This is a genomic window from Streptomyces sp. PL-29, assembly GCF_058344425.1.
This window is the reverse complement of record NZ_CP136996.1, coordinates 5,263,423-5,279,249: the sequence shown is the minus strand read 5'-3', so window position 1 is coordinate 5,279,249 and position 15,827 is coordinate 5,263,423. Positions and strand designations below refer to the sequence as shown.

Below are 15,827 nucleotides of genomic sequence, written 5' to 3'. Positions count from 1 at the left end.
GGCGCACGGGGCACGGGGCGCATCGCGCACGGGTCCCCTACGATCGCCGGATGATCGAATTGCTGTATCCGCCCAAGCCCCGACCCGGGGACCGGGTCGCCGTCCTGTCCCCCTCGGCCGGGCTGCCCGGCCTCTTCCCGCTCCCCTACGAGCTGGGGCTGCGCAGGCTCCGTGACGACTTCGGGCTGGAGCCCGTGGAGTACCCGACCACGCGGAAGATGGGCGCGACGCCCGAGGAGCGGGCCGCGGACATCCACGCCGCCTTCGCGGACCCCGACATCAGGGCGGTGATCGCCAGCATCGGCGGCGACGACCAGATCACCGTCCTCCCCCACCTCGACGGCGATCTGCTGCGGGCCAACCCCAAGCCGTTCTTCGGCTACAGCGACAACACCAACCTCCTACTGTTCCTGCGGAACCTGGGCATCGTCGCCTACCACGGCGCCTCGGTCATGGTCGAGCTCGGCCGACCCGGCGCGATGCACCCGGCCACCGCCGACTCGCTCCGGGCCGCACTGTTCACCTCGGGCGCGTACGAGCTCAGCCGGTCAGGCGAGTACGGGGACGTCAACCTGCCCTGGGAGGACCCGCTCAGCCTGGAGTCCGAGCCGCCGATGGCACGCTCCTACGGCTGGACCTGGCACAACGGCGACCGCGTGGTCGAGGGCGCCGGCTGGGGCGGCAACCTGGAGGTCCTCTCCTGGATGATGGCGGCCGACCGTGCGGTACTGCCCGCCGAAGAGTACGCGGGCGACGTGCTCTTCCTGGAGACCTCCGAGGAGATGCCGCGCGCGGAGGAGGTCTACCGGATGCTCCGGAACATGGGCGAGCGCGGACTGCTGCGGCAGTTCCCCGCGCTGCTGATGGGCCGGGCCAAGAGCTGGTCGTTCGAGAACCGGTTCGACGCCGGGCAGAAGGAGCGGTACCGCAAGGAGCAGCGCGAGGCCGTCCTGCGTGCACTGCGGCAGTACGCCCCCGACGTCATGGCCGTCTTCGATGTGGACCTCGGCCATACCGACCCGCAACTCGTGATCCCCGTGGGCGGGCGGATCCGGGTGGACGGACCCGCCCGGCGGATCACCGTCAGCTACTGAGCGGCCCTGCGCCGGGCACGGGCGAGCGTGCGACGCCGAGCGAGTCGGCGGCGAGGGGTTTCGGCGCGCGCTCCTCATAGAAGACGTCGAGTTCCGTGATCACGAACCCGGCGGAGGTCAGCAGGTCGACGGTCGGCCGGGTGAGGTGGCACCCGCCGCAGAGCCGCTTGTTCAGCGGTTCGATCCGCCGCTGCATGCGGCGCACGCGCTCGTCCCCCTGCGGCGCCAGGCCGTGCTCGACGAAGTGCAGGCCGCATCCGGGCTTGAGCACGCGCCGCACCTCGCGCAGGGCGGCCAGCGGATCCGGGATGGTGCACAGCGTCCACGTGGACAGCGCCGCGTCGAAGGTGGCGTCCTCGAAGGGCAGCGACCGGCCGTCCGGACCGGCCCGCCGCACCGGGACCCGGGAGGCCCGTATCCGGTCGGCGGCGAGCTCCCAGGCCACGTCGGAGGGCTCGATCGCGGCCACCCCGGTGACGCCCGGCGGGTAGAAGGGCACGTTGTGGCCGGAGCCGAAACCGATCTCGACGACCTCCCCGGCCAGGCCGGCGCAGACGCGCCGCCTGAGCGGCCGGGCGCCGCGCGCCCCGCAGGCGAGGTCGACGATCCGCGGAACGATCCGTTCGGCGTAGAAACCCATCGCAGCCTCCCAGTCCGTGGTCCCAGCATGGCACCAGCGGCGCCGGAGCGGCAGCCGTGGAATGACAACCCAGGGTTGACACTCCTTCGACTGTCAACCTAGGGTTGCACCCATGACGAACCCTTCGGTGGAACCCGTTCGCATGACCCATCCGGTACGCCTCGACGACCTGATCGAGGCCATCAACAAGGTCCACACCGACCCCCTGGAGCAGCTCAGCGGCGCCGTCGTCGCCGCCGAGGCCCTCGGGGACGTCGCGGACCACCTCATCGGCCACTTCGTCGACCAGGCCCGCCGCTCGGGCGCCTCCTGGACCGACATCGGCCGCAGCATGGGCGTCACCCGCCAGGCGGCCCAGAAGCGCTTCGTCCCCAAGGCGGACAAGGAGGGCGCCGACGCCCTCGACCCGAACGCGGGCTTCGGCCGCTTCACCCCGCGCGCCCGCAACGTGGTCGTGACCGCGCAGAACGAGGCCCGCGCCGCAGGGAACGCCGAGATCCGCACCGAGCACCTGGTCCTGGGCCTGATGGCCGAGGCCGACGGCCTCGCGGGGCTCGTCCTGCGCGCCCAGTCGGTCTCGCCGGACGACGTACGGGCCGCCGCGGCCGCCGCACTCCCGCCGGCCCAGGACGAGATCCCCGCCCTCGTCCCCTTCGACGCCTCGGCGAAGAAGGCCCTGGAGCTGACCTTCCGTGAGGCCCTGCGCCTGGGCCACGACTTCGTCGGCACCGAGCACATCCTGCTCGCGCTCCTGGAGCTGGAGAACGGCGAGGGCCTGCTGAGCGGCCTCGGCCTGGACAAGGCCGCCGCGGAGGCGAGCGTCAGCGAAGCCCTGGCAGTCGTACTCCGCGACGCGGACGGGACGTAGAGGAGTCCGCGTCCCGCGTCAGCTCGTAGCGCCTGACGTAGGCGCCGAGGAAGGCCTGCAGCGTGGCGACGGCCGGGATGGCGATCAGCGCCCCGACCGCGCCCAGCAGGGCGGTGCCCGCGATGACCGATCCGAAGGCCACCGCCGGATGGATGTCGACGGTCTTCGACGTCAGCTTCGGCTGGAGCATGTAGTTCTCGAACTGCTGGTAGATCACCACGAAGGCGAGGACGTACAGCGCGTACCAGGGGTCGACGGTGAAGGCGAGCAGGACCGGCAGCGCGCCCGCGAGGTAGGTTCCGATGGTGGGGACGAACTGCGAGACCAGCCCCACCCACACGGCGAGCGCGGGCGCGTACGGCACCCCCAGGACGGCCAGCACGATGTAGGTCACGACGCCCGAGATCAGCGCCATCAGCCCGCGCGAGTAGAGGTAGCCACCGGTCTTGGCCACGGCGATCTCCCAGGCCCGCAGCACCTCCGCCTGCTTCGCCGGCGGCAGTACGGAGCACAGCGCGCGCCGCAGCCGCGGTCCGTCGGCGGCGAAGTAGAAGGAGAACAGGCCGATCGTCAGCAGCTTGAAGAGCCCGCCGAGCACGGTGGCGGACACGTCGAGCACGCCGGACGCACTGTTCTGCACGTACTTGCGCAGCCAGTCGGAGCGCAGCACGCTCTCCTGGATCTCCAGCCGGGACAGATCGGTGTGGACGGTGGAGTTGATGAAGTTGATCACCGAGTCGAGGTAGCCCGGGAAGCCCTCCACCATGGCGACGATCTGCCCCGCGAGCAGGGAGCCGAGCAGCGCGAGGAACCCGACGGACACGACGAACACCGCGGTGAACACCAGGAAGGTGGCGAACCCGCGGCGCATGCCGCCGGCCGCCATCCTGGCGACGGCGGGTTCGATCGCGAGCGCGAGGAAGAACGCGATCAGGATGTTGACGAGCAGCCCGGTCAGCTGGTGGAAGGCCCAGCTGCCGAGCTGGAAGCAGGCGACGAGGCCCAGGACCAGGACCACGGCGCGCGGCAGCCAGCGCGGCATGCGCCCGTCTCCCCCGGCCGGTGGCCCGCCCGGGCCGGCAGGACCCTGCGGCGGGACCGGATCGGCGGGCCGGGCCGCCCCGCTGCCCGCCGGCCCCGCGCCCGCCGCCGGGTCCGGATCCGTTCCGGAGGCGACCGGTGCGGCGCCGGGATCGGCTGCCCGAGGCGGGGGCAGCGCGCCCTGGACGGCTGCGGGCTGGTCGGTCGTGTCTTCGGTGGCTCCCACGCAGCCCAGTCTGTCCCACCAGCGGCCCGTACGGCGAAAGGCGCTGTCCTCCCGCCCAGCCGCCGCAGGGCGTCAGCGCAGCGAGGCCGGCACGTCCATCGCCGAACACACCGCGCGCCACACGTCCTTGGTCTCCCAGCCCGCCTCCAGGGCCTGGTGGACGGTCAGGCCGCCCAGCTCCGCCATGACGTGGTCCCGCGCGAAGGAGTCGGCGTAGCCGGCGCCGAAGTGCTCGGCCATCCGCTCCCAGAAAATCGTCAACCGCATGCCCCCAGTATCCCGCCCCGGGAGAGTGCACCGCCGGCGTTCGCGCCACGCCCCTCCGCGATCGCGCCCTACGTTGCACGCATGCCCGGAGACGAAGCTTCCCCACAAAGCCCGCGATCCCCGCGATCCCCACAGGCCGCACACCCCACACCGGCCATGCCCTCCACGCAGTCCCCTCCGCCCGCGTCGGACCCGCAGCCCGCTCTGGCCCGAGCCGAGCGCTTCATGTGGCTCACGGCCCGCGTCCTGGAGCAACGGCGCTTCGCGTTCCACTTCCTCGGCGGGGACGCCGACGCGGTGGACACCGCGCTCGGCTCGTACCTCAACCCCGACGGCGGCTACGGCCACGCGCTCGATCCGGATCTGCGCGGCCCGCTCAGCCAGCCCCTGCACACGGCGCACGCGCTGCGGGTGCTGGACAGCCTGGGACGCTGCGGCGGACAGCGCATCGAGCGGCTCTGCCGCCACCTGACCGGGGTCTCCACCCCGGAGGGCGCCCTTCCGGTGGTCTTTCCGGCCCGCCCCGGCTACCCCGCCGCCCCCTACCACCCGGTGTACGACGAACCGCCGGGCGAGCTGCTGACCACCGGCCCGGTCGTCGGCCTGCTGCACCGCAACCGCGTCTGGCACGCCTGGCTCTTCCGGGCCACGGACTTCTGCTGGGACCGGGTCGAGAACCTGCACCGCTCGCATCCGTACGAGGTGCAGAGCGCCGTGGCCTTCCTCGACGGAGTCCCCGACCGGTCCCGCGCCGCAGCCGCCGCGGACCGGCTGGGACGGCTGGCGCGCGAGCAGCGACTGGTCGTACTCGACCCGCGGCGGCGGGCCGAGTTCCCGCCGGCTCCGGGCTACGCGCCGGGCGAGCAGCTGTTCCCGCACGACTTCGCGCGGCGGCCCGGGTCACTGGCCCGCGGCTGGTTCACCGACGAGGAGATGCGCCGCTCGCTGGACTTCCTGGCCGCCGGACAGCAGCAGGACGGCGGCTGGCCGGTCCGCCGCGAGGCCTGGGCGCCGGGGAGTTCCCTGGAGCGGCGGCCGATCGCGACGTTGGAGGCCCTGCTGACCCTGCGGGCCTACGGGCGCCTTCCGGCGCGGGTCAGCCTCCCAGGGCCCGTACCCCCGCGGTAACGGCGACGGCGGCCGCCACCACGACCAGGAACGGGGCCCGCAGCAGCAGCGCGATGCCCGCGGCGGCCAGCCCGGCGGCGCGGGCGTCGACGACCAGGGCGGACCCGGTGCTGAAGGTCTGTTGGGCCGTGAGCGCGGCGAGCAGCGCGACCGGCAGCAGCGCGGCCAGACGGCGCACCAGGGGCCGCTCCAGCGCCCCGGCGGGGACCAGCAGCCCCGCGTACTTCACGGCGTAGCAGCCGACGACGGTGAGCCCGATGGCGATCCAGACGTTCACGAACGGCGTCCCTTCATCCAGAGCACGGCGGGGGCGGCCAGGGCCGCGATCAGTACCGGCACACCGGCGGGCAGCACGGGCAGGAATCCCAACCCGAGGACGAGCGCGAGGGCGGCGACCGCACGCTCGGTGGCCGTCCTCAGCATCGGTGCGAGCAGGGCCAGGAACACGGCGGGTCCGGCGGCGTCCAGCCCCCAGGCACGGGTGTCGCCGATCGCCTCGGCGCCCAGCGCGCCGAGCAGGGTGGTGAGGTTCCACAGCGCGTAGAGGGTGAGCCCGGTGACGGTGAAGCCCAGCCGGGCCGACTTCCGGTCGGGCTGGGCCAGCGCCACGGCGGTGGTCTCGTCGATCACCCAGTGCGCGGCGAGGGGCCGTACGGCTCGGGGTAGCCGGAGCAGCTGCGACAGCCGCAGCCCGTAGAAGGCGTTCCGGGTACCGAGGAAGAAGGCCCCGGCGGCGGCCGTGAACGGGTTGCCTCCCGCGGCCAGGGCCCCGACCAGGGCGAACTGCGAGGCCCCGGTGAACACGAGCAGGCTCAGCACACAGGCCTGCAGGGTGCTGATGCCGGCTCCGGCCGCCGTCACGCCGAAGGCGAACCCGGATAGGCCGACGGCGACCCCCACCCCGAGCGCGTCCCGTACGACCGCGGCCCGCGGCCGCCCGCCGGGGGCTGCTGTCTCCCTTATTTCTGGCTCTGTGACCAGCTGTTTCTCTCCCACGCCCCGAAACTACGCGGGCCCGGCGGGATGGGTCTTGTACGTTCTTGCGCGCGACCGGCGCGGCGCCCCGGGTTACGCCCCCGGCCGGACCCGCTCCCGACGGTAGGCGCCCGGCGGGACCCCCACGATGCGGGTGAAGTGGCGGTTCAGGTGGGGCTGGTCCGTGAAGCCGACGGCCACCGCCGCCTCCGCCGGCGGGGTGCCGGCGTCGAGGAGCCGCCGCGCCCGCCGGACCCTGGCGTCGGTCAGCCAGGTGTGCGGCGGCATCCCGTACCGGTCCCGGAAGGCCCGCAGCAGGGCGAACGGGCTCGTGCCCAGTTCCGCGGCGAGCTGTTCCAGGGACGGCGGGGCGGCGAGGCGTTCCTCCAGCACGGCCCGGGCCGCCGCCGCGTCGGCGCCGCCCGAGGCTCGGGGCGTACGGGCCGGCAGGGGTCCCGCGTACCGGGTCAGCATCCGGGCGACGACACCCCGCAGAAGGCTGTCGGCGGCCAGCGCGTTCCCGGCTTCGGCGGCCCGGTGCACCTCGGTGATCGTGCGCGAGGCCTGCGGGTCGGCGACGACGTCCGCGGTGAAGCCGGGGGTGCCACGCAGGGTGCCGACCTCGGCGGCGACCTCGGCGATCAGTGTGCGGGAGGGGTAGAGGGTGGCGTACGCCCACCCCTCGGGCGCACCGGCGCGCGCCGTGTGGGGCACCTCGGGGTTGATCAGGACCACGCTGCCCGGTCCGGCGCGCACGACGTGGCCGGGCAGGCCGACCTCCTCGATGCCGCCGGTGACGGCCGCGATGACGTAGCCGTCGTGCGCGTGGCGCGGGAACGTGTGGCGGACGTAGCGGGCGCGCAGCAGGTCCAGTCCGGGCAGTTCCTCGTACTGCCAGTGCCGTGCCCACTCCCGGTGGCCGTCCGCCGTCCCCATCCCCCCATTCTGCGCCCCGCCGCCGGCGCGTGTTTGCCCAGGTCCGGGGCGTTGTCAGTGGCCGGGTGCACGATGGGGGCATGGCAGGCGCTGCGCTCGACTCGTTCTCCCCCGCGACCCGCTCGTGGTTCACGGGCGCCTTCGTTGAGCCCACCGGTGCGCAGGAGGGCGCCTGGCGGGCGATCGGGGCGGGCTCGGATGTGCTGGTGGTGGCGCCCACCGGCTCGGGGAAGACCCTGGCCGCGTTCCTCGCCGCCTTGGACCGGCTCGCCTCGACCCCGCCCCCCGCCGACTCGAAGAAGCGCTGCCGGGTGCTGTACGTGTCGCCCCTGAAGGCCCTCGCGGTCGACGTCGAGCGGAATCTGCGCAGCCCGCTGACCGGGATCCGGCAGGAGTCAGTGCGCCTCGGGCTGCCGGAGCCGGACATCCGGGTGGGGATCCGCTCGGGGGACACCCCGGCGGCGGAGCGGCGGGCGCTGGCCACGCGGCCGCCGGACATCCTCATCACCACGCCGGAGTCGCTGTTCCTGATGCTGACCTCGGCGGCGCGCGAGGCGCTGACCGGGATCGAGACGGTCATCGTGGACGAGGTGCACGCCGTCGCCGGGACCAAACGCGGCGCGCACCTCGCGGTGTCCCTGGAGCGGCTGGACGAGCTGCTGCCCCGCCCGGCGCGCCGGATCGGGCTGTCGGCGACGGTCCGCCCGGTGGACGAGGTGGCCCGTTACCTCGCGCCGCGCGGCACGGTGGAGATCGTCCAGCCGCCGTCGGCGAAGGAGTTCGACCTGTCGGTGGTCGTACCGGTCCAGGACATGGGCGAGTTGGGCGGCTCCCCCGCGTCGGAGGGCCGGGAGGGCGGGGACGCGCCGTCAATCTGGCCCCATGTGGAGGAGCGGATCGCGGACCTGGTGCAGGCGCACCGGTCGACGATCGTGTTCGCCAACTCCCGCCGCCTCGCCGAGCGGCTGTGCAACCGGCTCAACGAGATCGCGTACGAACGGGCCGTCGGCGAGAAGCTGCCCGAGCACTCCTCGCCGGCCGAGGTCATGGCCCAGTCGGGTGCGGCCCTGGGTGCCCCGCCGCTGCTGGCCCGGGCTCACCACGGCTCGGTGTCCAAGGAACAACGGGCGCTGGTCGAGGAGGACCTGAAGGCGGGCCGGCTGCCGGCCGTGGTCGCCACCTCCAGCCTGGAGCTGGGCATCGACATGGGTGCGGTGGACCTGGTGGTGCAGGTGGAGTCCCCGCCCTCGGTGGCGTCCGGGCTCCAGCGGGTGGGCCGGGCCGGGCACCAGGTGGGCGCGGTCTCCACCGGGGTGGTCTTCCCCAAGTACCGGGGCGACCTGGTCCAGGCGGCGGTGGTCACCGAGCGGATGCGGACCGGGGCGATCGAGTCCCTGCGCATCCCCTCCAACCCCCTCGACGTGCTGGCGCAGCAGCTGGTCGCCATGGTCGCGATGGACACCTGGCAGCTGGACGACCTCCTCGCGCTGGTCCGTCGGGCGGCGCCGTTCGCGGCGCTTCCGGAATCGGCGTTCACGGCGGTGCTCGACATGCTGGCCGGCCGCTATCCGTCGGACGCGTTCGCCGAGCTGAGGCCGCGCGTGGTCTGGGACCGGGTGGCGGGGACCGTCACCGGCCGACCGGGAGCCCAGCGCCTGGCGGTCACCTCCGGCGGCACCATCCCCGACCGCGGGCTCTTCGGGGTCTTCCTGGCCGGCTCGGACCCCAAGAAGGGCGGCGGGCGGGTCGGCGAGCTCGACGAGGAGATGGTCTACGAGTCCCGTGTCGGAGACGTCTTCACGCTGGGCACCACCTCCTGGCGGATCGAGGACATCACCCGCGACCGGGTCCTGGTGACGCCCGCCCCCGGGGTGCCGGGCAGGCTGCCGTTCTGGAAGGGGGACCAGCTGGGCCGCCCGCTGGAACTGGGCCGCGCGGTGGGCGCGTTCCTGCGCGAGCTCGGCGCCCTCGGCGCGGAAGACGCCCGACTGCGGCTGGTGGCGGCCGGCCTGGACGCCTGGGCCGCGGAGAACGTGCTGGCGTACCTCGCCGAGCAGCGCGCGGCCTGCGGCCACGTCCCCGACGACCGGACGATCGTGGTGGAGCGGTTCCGCGACGAGCTGGGCGACTGGCGGGTCGTGATCCATTCGCCGTTCGGCGCGCAGGTGCACGCCCCGTGGGCGCTGGCGCTGAGTGCCCGCCTGGCCGAGAAGTACGGCATGGACGCGCAGGTCATGCACGCCGACGACGGCATCGTGCTCCGCCTGCCGGACGCGGACCTGCTGTCCATGGATCTGCTGGACCACGACCCCGCGGGCCCGCCCGCCTTCGAGTTCGACGACGAGCAGGCGCCGCTGGGCGCGGCCGACGTCGCCTTCGACCACGGTGACGTCCACCAGATCGTCACCGACCAGGTGGGCGGATCGGCGCTGTTCGCCTCCCGGTTCCGCGAGTGCGCGGCCCGCGCCCTGCTGCTGCCGCGCCGCAGTCCCGGCCGTCGCACCCCACTGTGGCAGCAGCGTCAGCGCGCTTCGCAACTGCTCCAGGTGGCCTCGGAGTTCGGTTCCTTCCCGATCGTGCTGGAAGCCGTACGCGAATGCCTCCAGGACGTCTTCGACGTCCCCGGCCTGACCGAGCTGATGGGCGACATCGAAGCGCGCCGGATCCGGCTGGTCGAGGTCACCACCCCGGAACCGTCCCCCTTCGCCCGCTCCCTCCTCTTCGGCTACGTGGCCCAGTTCCTCTACGAGGGCGACTCCCCACTGGCCGAACGCAGGGCGGCCGCGCTGTCGCTGGACTCGCGGCTGCTGGCCGAACTGCTCGGGCAGGCGGAGCTGCGCGAGCTCCTCGACGCGCAGGTGCTGGAGGAGCTGGAGCGCGAGCTCCAGTGGCTCACCGAGGACCGGCGGGCCAAGGACGCCGAGTCGGTGGCCGACCTGCTGCGTCTGCTCGGCCCGCTGACGCAGGACCAGCTGGCGGCGCGCGGGGCGGAGCCTGCCTGGGCGCAGGAGCTCGCCGCGGCCCGCCGCGCCATCCGGGTGCGGATCGGCGGCGCGGACCACTGGGCGGCGGTCGAGGACGCGGGCCGGCTGCGAGACGCCCTGGGCACCGCGCTGCCGGTCGGTGTCCCGGAGGCGTTCACCGAGCCGGTCAAGGACCCGCTGGGAGACCTCCTGGCCCGGTACGCCCGCACCCACGGGCCGTTCACCACGGCCGCCGCGGCCTCCGCGTTCGGTCTGGGCGCGGCGGTGACCGAGGGTGCCCTGAACCGTCTCGCGGCTGCGGGGCGGGTGGTGCAGGGTGAGTTCCATCCGGCGGGCATCGGCCGGGAGTGGTGCGACGCGACGGTGCTGCGCAGGCTCCGCCGCCGCTCGCTCGCCGCGCTCCGCCAGGAGCTGGAACCGGTCCCTCCGGCGTCGCTGGCCACCTTCCTGCCTCAGTGGCAGCATCTGGGGGGAGCGCTGCGCGGCCTCGACGGCCTGGCCCGGGCGGTCGAGCAGCTCCAGGGCGCCCCGGTGCCGGCCTCCGCACTGGAGCGGCTGATCCTGCCGTCCCGGGTGACCGGCTACTCCCCCGCCCTGTTGGACGAGCTGACCACCACCGGCGAGGTGGTCTGGGCGGGAGCGGGAACTCTCCCGGGCAAGGATGGCTGGGTGTCGCTCTACCTGGCGGACGCCGCACCGCTGCTCCTACCGCCGCCACACCCACTGGACCCGAGCCCCCTCCAGCAGGCGGTCCTGACGGCCCTCTCCGGCGGGTACGGTCTGTTCTTCCGGCAGATCTCGCAGGCGGTACGCGCCGAGTTTCCCGAGGTGTCGGACATCGCGCTGTCGGAGGCGGTGTGGGACCTGTCCTGGTCGGGCCGGCTCACCAACGACACCCTCGCCCCGCTGCGCTCGCTGCTCGGGTCGGGTCGCACGGCGGGCTCCACCGCCCACCGGGCGCGGCGCACGGTGCCGCGCGGCCGGTACGGCACGCTGAGCGCGACGGTGTCCCGCACCGGCCCTCCCACGGTCTCCGGGCGCTGGTCGCTGCTGCCGTCCCCCGCGCCCGACCCGACCCACCGCGCCCACGCCCTGGCCCGCACCCTGCTGGACCGGCACGGGGTGGTGACCCGGGGCGCGGTGGCGGCGGAGGGCGTGGAGGGGGGCTTCAGCGCGGTCTACCGCGTGCTGTCGGCCTTCGAGGACAGCGGCCAGGCCCGTCGGGGCTATGTGGTCGAGGGACTGGGCGCGGCCCAGTTCGCGATGGACGGCGCGGTCGACCGGCTCCGGGCCGCCGAGCGGACCCCTCCCCCGCTGGCGGCGGTGGTGCTGGCCGCCGCCGACCCGGCCAACGCCTACGGCGCGGCCCTACCGTGGCCCGAGCCCCCGGCGGGCGCGACCCACAAGCCGGGCCGCAAGGCGGGCTCCCTGGTGGTTCTGGTGGACGGGGAGCTCACGCTCTACCTGGAGCGGGGCGGCAGGACCCTGCTGGCCTGGGCCGGCCCGGAGGATCCGCGGCTGACCGCGGCGGTCGCCGTCCTCGCCGCCGGCTGCCGTGCGGGCACCCTGCCGGCGCTGACGGTGGAACGGATCAACACCGCGGCCGCGCTCACCTCGCCGCTCGGGCCTCCGCTCGAAGCGGCCGGGTTCCACGCCACACCCCGGGGACTGCGCCTACGGCAGTGATCAGCGCATCACCTTGACGCCGAAGCGGGCCCCGCCGAGCGCGAACTGGATGGCGCTGTGCATGTGGGCGTACATTTCCATGCCTCGGGAGCTCACCATCGGACCGAGGTCGAGGACGTCCTGCCAGCCATAGGACCGCAGCAGGCTGGTGACCTCCGCCTTTGCCTCGGGGTTCTCGCCCGCGATGAACATGGTGTGGTCGCCGCCCGCCACGGCCCGCGGATCCACGACGGTCTCCTGCTCCTGGGTGACGCCCGCCTTGACCACCCGGGTCTTCGGCAGCGCGCGCTGGATCCGCTCCCCCAGGCTGTCGTGGTCGACCGGATCCAGGGCGGGCATCACCCCCCAGGGGGTGGGCCAGGGGTGGGCCTGCTCGGGGTTGTAGACGAACGGGACGGCGTAGTCCATCAGGGTCTTGCCCGCCAGGTGCTCCGCGATGCCGGTGAGCACTCCGACGGAGCTGGCCCCGTCGATCCCGTTGATGACGAAGTCGGCGGCCGCGGCGGCGTCGCCGAAGGTGCGCAGCTCGATGCCGGGGTAGTCGGCGAGCCACTGGCCGAAGGGTTCGACACCCATGAAGTCGGGCTCGGTGCGGCCCAAGGTCACCTGGGAGTCGCGGGTGCCGACGTACACCTCGTGCCCGAGGCCGAGCAGCTTGGCGGCGTGCGCGCGCCCGCCCGCGCCGGTTCCGAGGACTGCGATCTTCATCGTGTTGCTCCGTTTCTGGGTGGTGTCGTCCCCCGGGAAGGAGCCTGACCACCGCGACCGGGAAAGCCTGCAGAACCCGCCGACACGGCTGGAACCGGTGGGAGCGCATCGCCGGGGTGGCCGAGGGACCGCCGGGCGCCGGCCCGTGCCCCGGGTCGACGGCCCGCCCGGGGGGACAATGGGTGCATGCCCGAAGGCGACAGCATCCGGCGCGCGGCGACCCGCTTGCACGCGGTCCTGGCAGGCCGTGAGCTGACCCGGAGCGACCTGCGCGTCCCCCGCTTCGCCACGGCGGACCTCACCGGCCGCGTCACTCTCGACGTCACCCCGCGCGGCAAGCACCTCCTCACCCGCTTCGAAGGCGGGCTCACCCTGCACAGCCACCTCCGCATGGACGGTGCCTGGCACGTCTTCGCCGCCGGCGAGACGTGGCGCGGCGGCCCCGCCCACGAGATCCGCTGCGTCCTCGGCACGGCCGGGCACACGGCCGTGGGCTACCGCCTCCCCGTCCTGGAGCTGATCCGCACCGCCGAGGAGGACCGTGCCGTGGGCCACCTGGGCCCCGACATCCTCGGGCCGGACTGGGATCCCGGCCGTGCTGCCGCCAACCTCCTGGCCGCCCCGGAGCGCCCGCTCGGCGAAGCCCTCCTCGACCAGCGCAACCTCGCCGGGATCGGCAACATCTACAAGGCCGAGCTCTGCTTCCTGGCCCAGGTCACCCCCTGGACCCCGGTCGGCGAGCTTCCCGAGGCCAAGCTGCCCCGAATCGCCGCCGCCGCCCACCGGCTCCTGGCGGCGAACACCGGCGACCGGCCCGGACACCGCAACACCACCGGCATCCGCCGCCCCGGCCAGGATCTCTTCGTCTACGGCCGCGCCCACCGGCCCTGCCTGCGCTGTGGCACTCCCGTCCGCGAGGCCCCCCAGGACGGCCGTCCCACCTACTGGTGCCCCCGCTGCCAGCCGGGGCCCGCTCCCGGCGCGGCACCCGGTCCTGGCCGGCCGATGGAGCACGACGATTGACGCCCCATCAGATGCGGTCGTACCGTCCCCCCATGCCCACACCGCCCGTGCCCACCGCCCCGTACGACCTCACCGGCCGCACCGCGCTGGTCACCGGAGCCGCCAGCGGCATCGGCCGCGCCACCGCCGTCCTGCTCGCCGCGGCCGGCGCCCATGTGCACTGCGCGGACCGTGACGCCCAGGGGCTGGGCGGTACCGCCGCCCTGATCACCGAGGCCGGCGGCCGGGCCACCGCCCACCCGCTCGACGTCACCGACCGGGCTTCGCTCCGGGCGGCCGTCAGCGCGGCGGGCCCGCTCGACATCGCCGCCGCGATCGCCGGGATCATGCACACCAGCAGCGTCCTGGAGACGGCCGACGAGGACCTCGACCGAGTCCTGGAGGTCAACTTCAAGGGAGTCCTGCGCACCTGCCAGGAGGCCGCCCGTTCCATGATCGCGGCGGGTCGCCCGGGATCGATCGTCACCATGGCCTCCGGTGCCGTGGACGCCGCCCAGCCCGGCCTGCTCTGCTACAGCGCTGCCAAGGCCGCGGTGGTCCAGCTCACCCGGACCCTCGCCACCGAGGCCGGCCCGCACGGCATACGGGTCAACGCCGTCGCCCCCGGCTGGATCCGCACCCCGATGACCGGCCGCCACGGCCCCGGGGTTCAGGAACAGACCGAGGCAGCCCTGATCCGCATGTCCCCGCTGCGCCGGGTCGGCGAGCCGGAGGACATCGCCCGGGCGGTGCTCTACCTGGCCTCGGAGGCCTCGTCTTTCGTCACGGGCCAGATCCTGCGTCCGAACGGCGGAGTATCGATGCCGTGGTAGCCGGGCCGGCCCCCGCGGCTGCGTCGCCACCATCCCGGCCGTCGCTGCGCCGGGCCCGGCGCAGCGGCGCCGGAACACAGTGCACCGGCAACAGGCCCAGCCCCCAGCCGCCGACCGCCACCGCGCCCTCCACGGCCCCCGACGCACCGGGGGTCAGGACCAGCCGCAGCACGGCCCACCACCACAGAGCCCCCGCTGTCAGCGCCAGGGCCGCCAGGACGGGGACGCGCGACACGGCGGGTATCCGACGCAGTGACGTCCGCACTGCCACCTCCAGGGGCCGGGACCCGGACGGCCCCATGGTCTCGCACCCCCATTGCTCCCGCACCCAGAACGGCCAGGAGCCCCGGCCGGTGCTCCACGCACCGGCCGGGGCTCCGGCCAAGCTCGAACACGCACGTGCTCGCTCAGGCGGCTACTACATTCACCGCTTCCGCAGGCGCCTTGATGGTCACCCGCTCCGGACCCGCGACCGAAGCCATCGAGACCGAATTGAGCATCGGGCGGACCGGTACGGTGACCGGTTCGCTTGCCGCGGTCGACTGTGCCAGCTCGGCGAGCGACAGCTCGTCACTCACTTCGCGCATCAGCTCGGACATCCGTACGTCCAACGCGTCGCAGATCGCGGAGAGCAGCTCGGAGGATGCCTCCTTCTGCCCCCGCTCCACCTCGGAGAGATAGCCGAGCGAAACTCGGGCCGACGAGGAGACTTCGCGCAGAGTACGGCCCTGGCGCTGGCGCTGCCGACGCAGCACGTCACCCAGCAGGCGACGGAGCAGAATCATCGGTGGCTCCCTCCTCTGACCGTGTAGCCGCATCCTTCACGCCCCACCGTACCGCCTCGCGCCGCGGCCGTGCGGGGAGCGATGTCGTGTTCACTCAGGGCTGCAAACATCAAATCCCCCCGTTCTGTTCCGTATCCTGCCCCCGCGCATTCTCACGGAGTTCGTCCGAGAGAAGCTCGAGCACTGTCTGTGCACTCTCTCTACGGATTTCCGCCCGGGAGCCGTTCAACCTCAGACGGACCGTTTTCCTGCTCCCCGGACCGTCCACGGCGACGAAAACCGTGCCCACCGGCTGCCCGTCCTGCGGCTCGGGGCCGGCCACTCCGGTCGTCGCGATCCCCCATGACGCGCCCATCACCCGGCGCACACCGGCCGCCATCTCGGCAGCCACCTGGGCGTTCACCGCGCCCTCGGCCGCCAGTAGGGCCGCGTCCACGCCCAGGACCCGGTGCTTGATCTCCGTGGCGTACGCCGTGACCGAACCGCGGAAGGACCGGGAGGCGCCCGGGACGGCCGTGAACTCGGCCGCGACCACCCCACCGGTCAGGGATTCCGCGACGGCGACCGTCTGGTCACTCTCCGCAAGGAGCTGGAGCGCGTACGCAGCGGCCGTGCGCCCCCCGCTCGCTCCCGCGCGCCCCTGCGCCACGGGAG

At 73.9% G+C, this 15,827-nt stretch carries 15 protein-coding genes; 6 read left to right on the top strand and 9 right to left on the bottom strand.

The window, feature by feature from the left end; genetic code table 11:
• Positions 1-50: 50 nt before the first annotated feature.
• A complete protein-coding gene (locus tag R4Z63_RS24370) occupies positions 51-1,094 on the top strand; it encodes a S66 family peptidase (protein ID WP_384453884.1) in 1,044 nt (347 codons plus the stop codon).
• Here the strand turns inward: R4Z63_RS24370 and R4Z63_RS24365 are convergent.
• Positions 1,084-1,734, bottom strand: coding sequence for a class I SAM-dependent methyltransferase (locus R4Z63_RS24365; RefSeq protein ID WP_384453881.1), 651 nt, complete (start codon positions 1,732-1,734; stop codon positions 1,084-1,086). The genes R4Z63_RS24370 and R4Z63_RS24365 overlap by 11 nt on opposite strands.
• A 112-nt stretch (positions 1,735-1,846) precedes the next feature.
• On the opposite strand from R4Z63_RS24365, the gene R4Z63_RS24360 reads away from it, so the two are divergent.
• Positions 1,847-2,602 carry a Clp protease N-terminal domain-containing protein gene (locus R4Z63_RS24360; protein ID WP_384453878.1) on the top strand — a complete coding sequence of 252 codons (756 nt, stop codon included), beginning with the start codon at positions 1,847-1,849 and terminating at the stop codon, positions 2,600-2,602.
• On the opposite strand, the gene R4Z63_RS24355 is transcribed toward R4Z63_RS24360, so the two are convergent.
• Entirely contained in the window at positions 2,556-3,818 is a 1,263-nt protein-coding gene (locus R4Z63_RS24355; RefSeq protein WP_078557158.1) for an AI-2E family transporter, read from the bottom strand. The genes R4Z63_RS24360 and R4Z63_RS24355 overlap by 47 nt on opposite strands.
• Positions 3,819-3,941: 123 nt before the next feature.
• Positions 3,942-4,136: a DUF3046 domain-containing protein gene (locus R4Z63_RS24350; protein WP_037929867.1), complete on the bottom strand. Its 195-nt coding sequence runs from the start codon at positions 4,134-4,136 to the stop codon at positions 3,942-3,944.
• A gap of 156 nt (positions 4,137-4,292) precedes the next feature.
• Here R4Z63_RS24350 and R4Z63_RS24345 point away from each other — a divergent pair, with 156 nt between their 5' ends.
• The gene (locus tag R4Z63_RS24345; RefSeq protein ID WP_384453875.1) at positions 4,293-5,264 is read left to right on the top strand and encodes a hypothetical protein; all 972 of its coding nucleotides are present in this window, start codon (positions 4,293-4,295) and stop codon (positions 5,262-5,264) included.
• Here R4Z63_RS24345 and R4Z63_RS24340 read toward each other — a convergent pair.
• The 3 genes from R4Z63_RS24340 to R4Z63_RS24330 form a co-directional block, all read right to left on the bottom strand.
• Positions 5,233-5,541, bottom strand: a complete 309-nt coding sequence (locus R4Z63_RS24340; protein WP_037929870.1) for an AzlD domain-containing protein — start codon at positions 5,539-5,541, stop codon at positions 5,233-5,235. The two genes, R4Z63_RS24345 and R4Z63_RS24340, sit on opposite strands and share 32 nt — an antisense overlap.
• Positions 5,538-6,227: an AzlC family ABC transporter permease gene (locus R4Z63_RS24335; protein WP_052031351.1), complete on the bottom strand. Its 690-nt coding sequence runs from the start codon at positions 6,225-6,227 to the stop codon at positions 5,538-5,540. The genes R4Z63_RS24340 and R4Z63_RS24335 overlap by 4 nt, the downstream gene beginning before the upstream one ends.
• A gap of 105 nt (positions 6,228-6,332) precedes the next feature.
• Entirely contained in the window at positions 6,333-7,175 is an 843-nt protein-coding gene (locus tag R4Z63_RS24330) for an AraC family transcriptional regulator (protein ID WP_384453871.1), read from the bottom strand.
• 80 nt (positions 7,176-7,255) lie between these two features.
• On the opposite strand from R4Z63_RS24330, the gene R4Z63_RS24325 reads away from it, so the two are divergent.
• Positions 7,256-11,845, top strand: a complete 4,590-nt coding sequence (locus R4Z63_RS24325; RefSeq protein ID WP_384453868.1) for an ATP-dependent helicase — start codon at positions 7,256-7,258, stop codon at positions 11,843-11,845.
• Here the strand turns inward: R4Z63_RS24325 and R4Z63_RS24320 are convergent, their stop codons facing one another.
• Positions 11,846-12,553 carry an NADPH-dependent F420 reductase gene (locus R4Z63_RS24320; RefSeq protein WP_384453865.1) on the bottom strand — a complete coding sequence of 236 codons (708 nt, stop codon included), beginning with the start codon at positions 12,551-12,553 and terminating at the stop codon, positions 11,846-11,848.
• A 186-nt stretch (positions 12,554-12,739) separates the two neighbouring features.
• Here R4Z63_RS24320 and R4Z63_RS24315 point away from each other — a divergent pair, with 186 nt between their 5' ends.
• Together R4Z63_RS24315 and R4Z63_RS24310 are read left to right on the top strand one after the other, a co-directional pair.
• A complete protein-coding gene (locus R4Z63_RS24315) occupies positions 12,740-13,576 on the top strand; it encodes an Fpg/Nei family DNA glycosylase (protein ID WP_384453862.1) in 837 nt (278 codons plus the stop codon).
• A 32-nt stretch (positions 13,577-13,608) separates the two neighbouring features.
• Entirely contained in the window at positions 13,609-14,388 is a 780-nt protein-coding gene (locus R4Z63_RS24310; RefSeq protein WP_384453859.1) for an SDR family NAD(P)-dependent oxidoreductase, read from the top strand.
• 407 nt (positions 14,389-14,795) lie between these two features.
• On the opposite strand, the gene R4Z63_RS24305 is transcribed toward R4Z63_RS24310, so the two are convergent.
• Positions 14,796-15,173, bottom strand: a complete 378-nt coding sequence (locus R4Z63_RS24305) for a helix-turn-helix domain-containing protein (protein WP_037929886.1) — start codon at positions 15,171-15,173, stop codon at positions 14,796-14,798.
• A 109-nt stretch (positions 15,174-15,282) separates the two neighbouring features.
• On the bottom strand, positions 15,283-15,822 hold the full coding sequence (locus R4Z63_RS24300) for a CinA family protein (protein ID WP_384453855.1): 540 nt from the start codon (positions 15,820-15,822) through the stop codon (positions 15,283-15,285).
• Between the last annotated feature and the right edge of the window lie 5 nt (positions 15,823-15,827).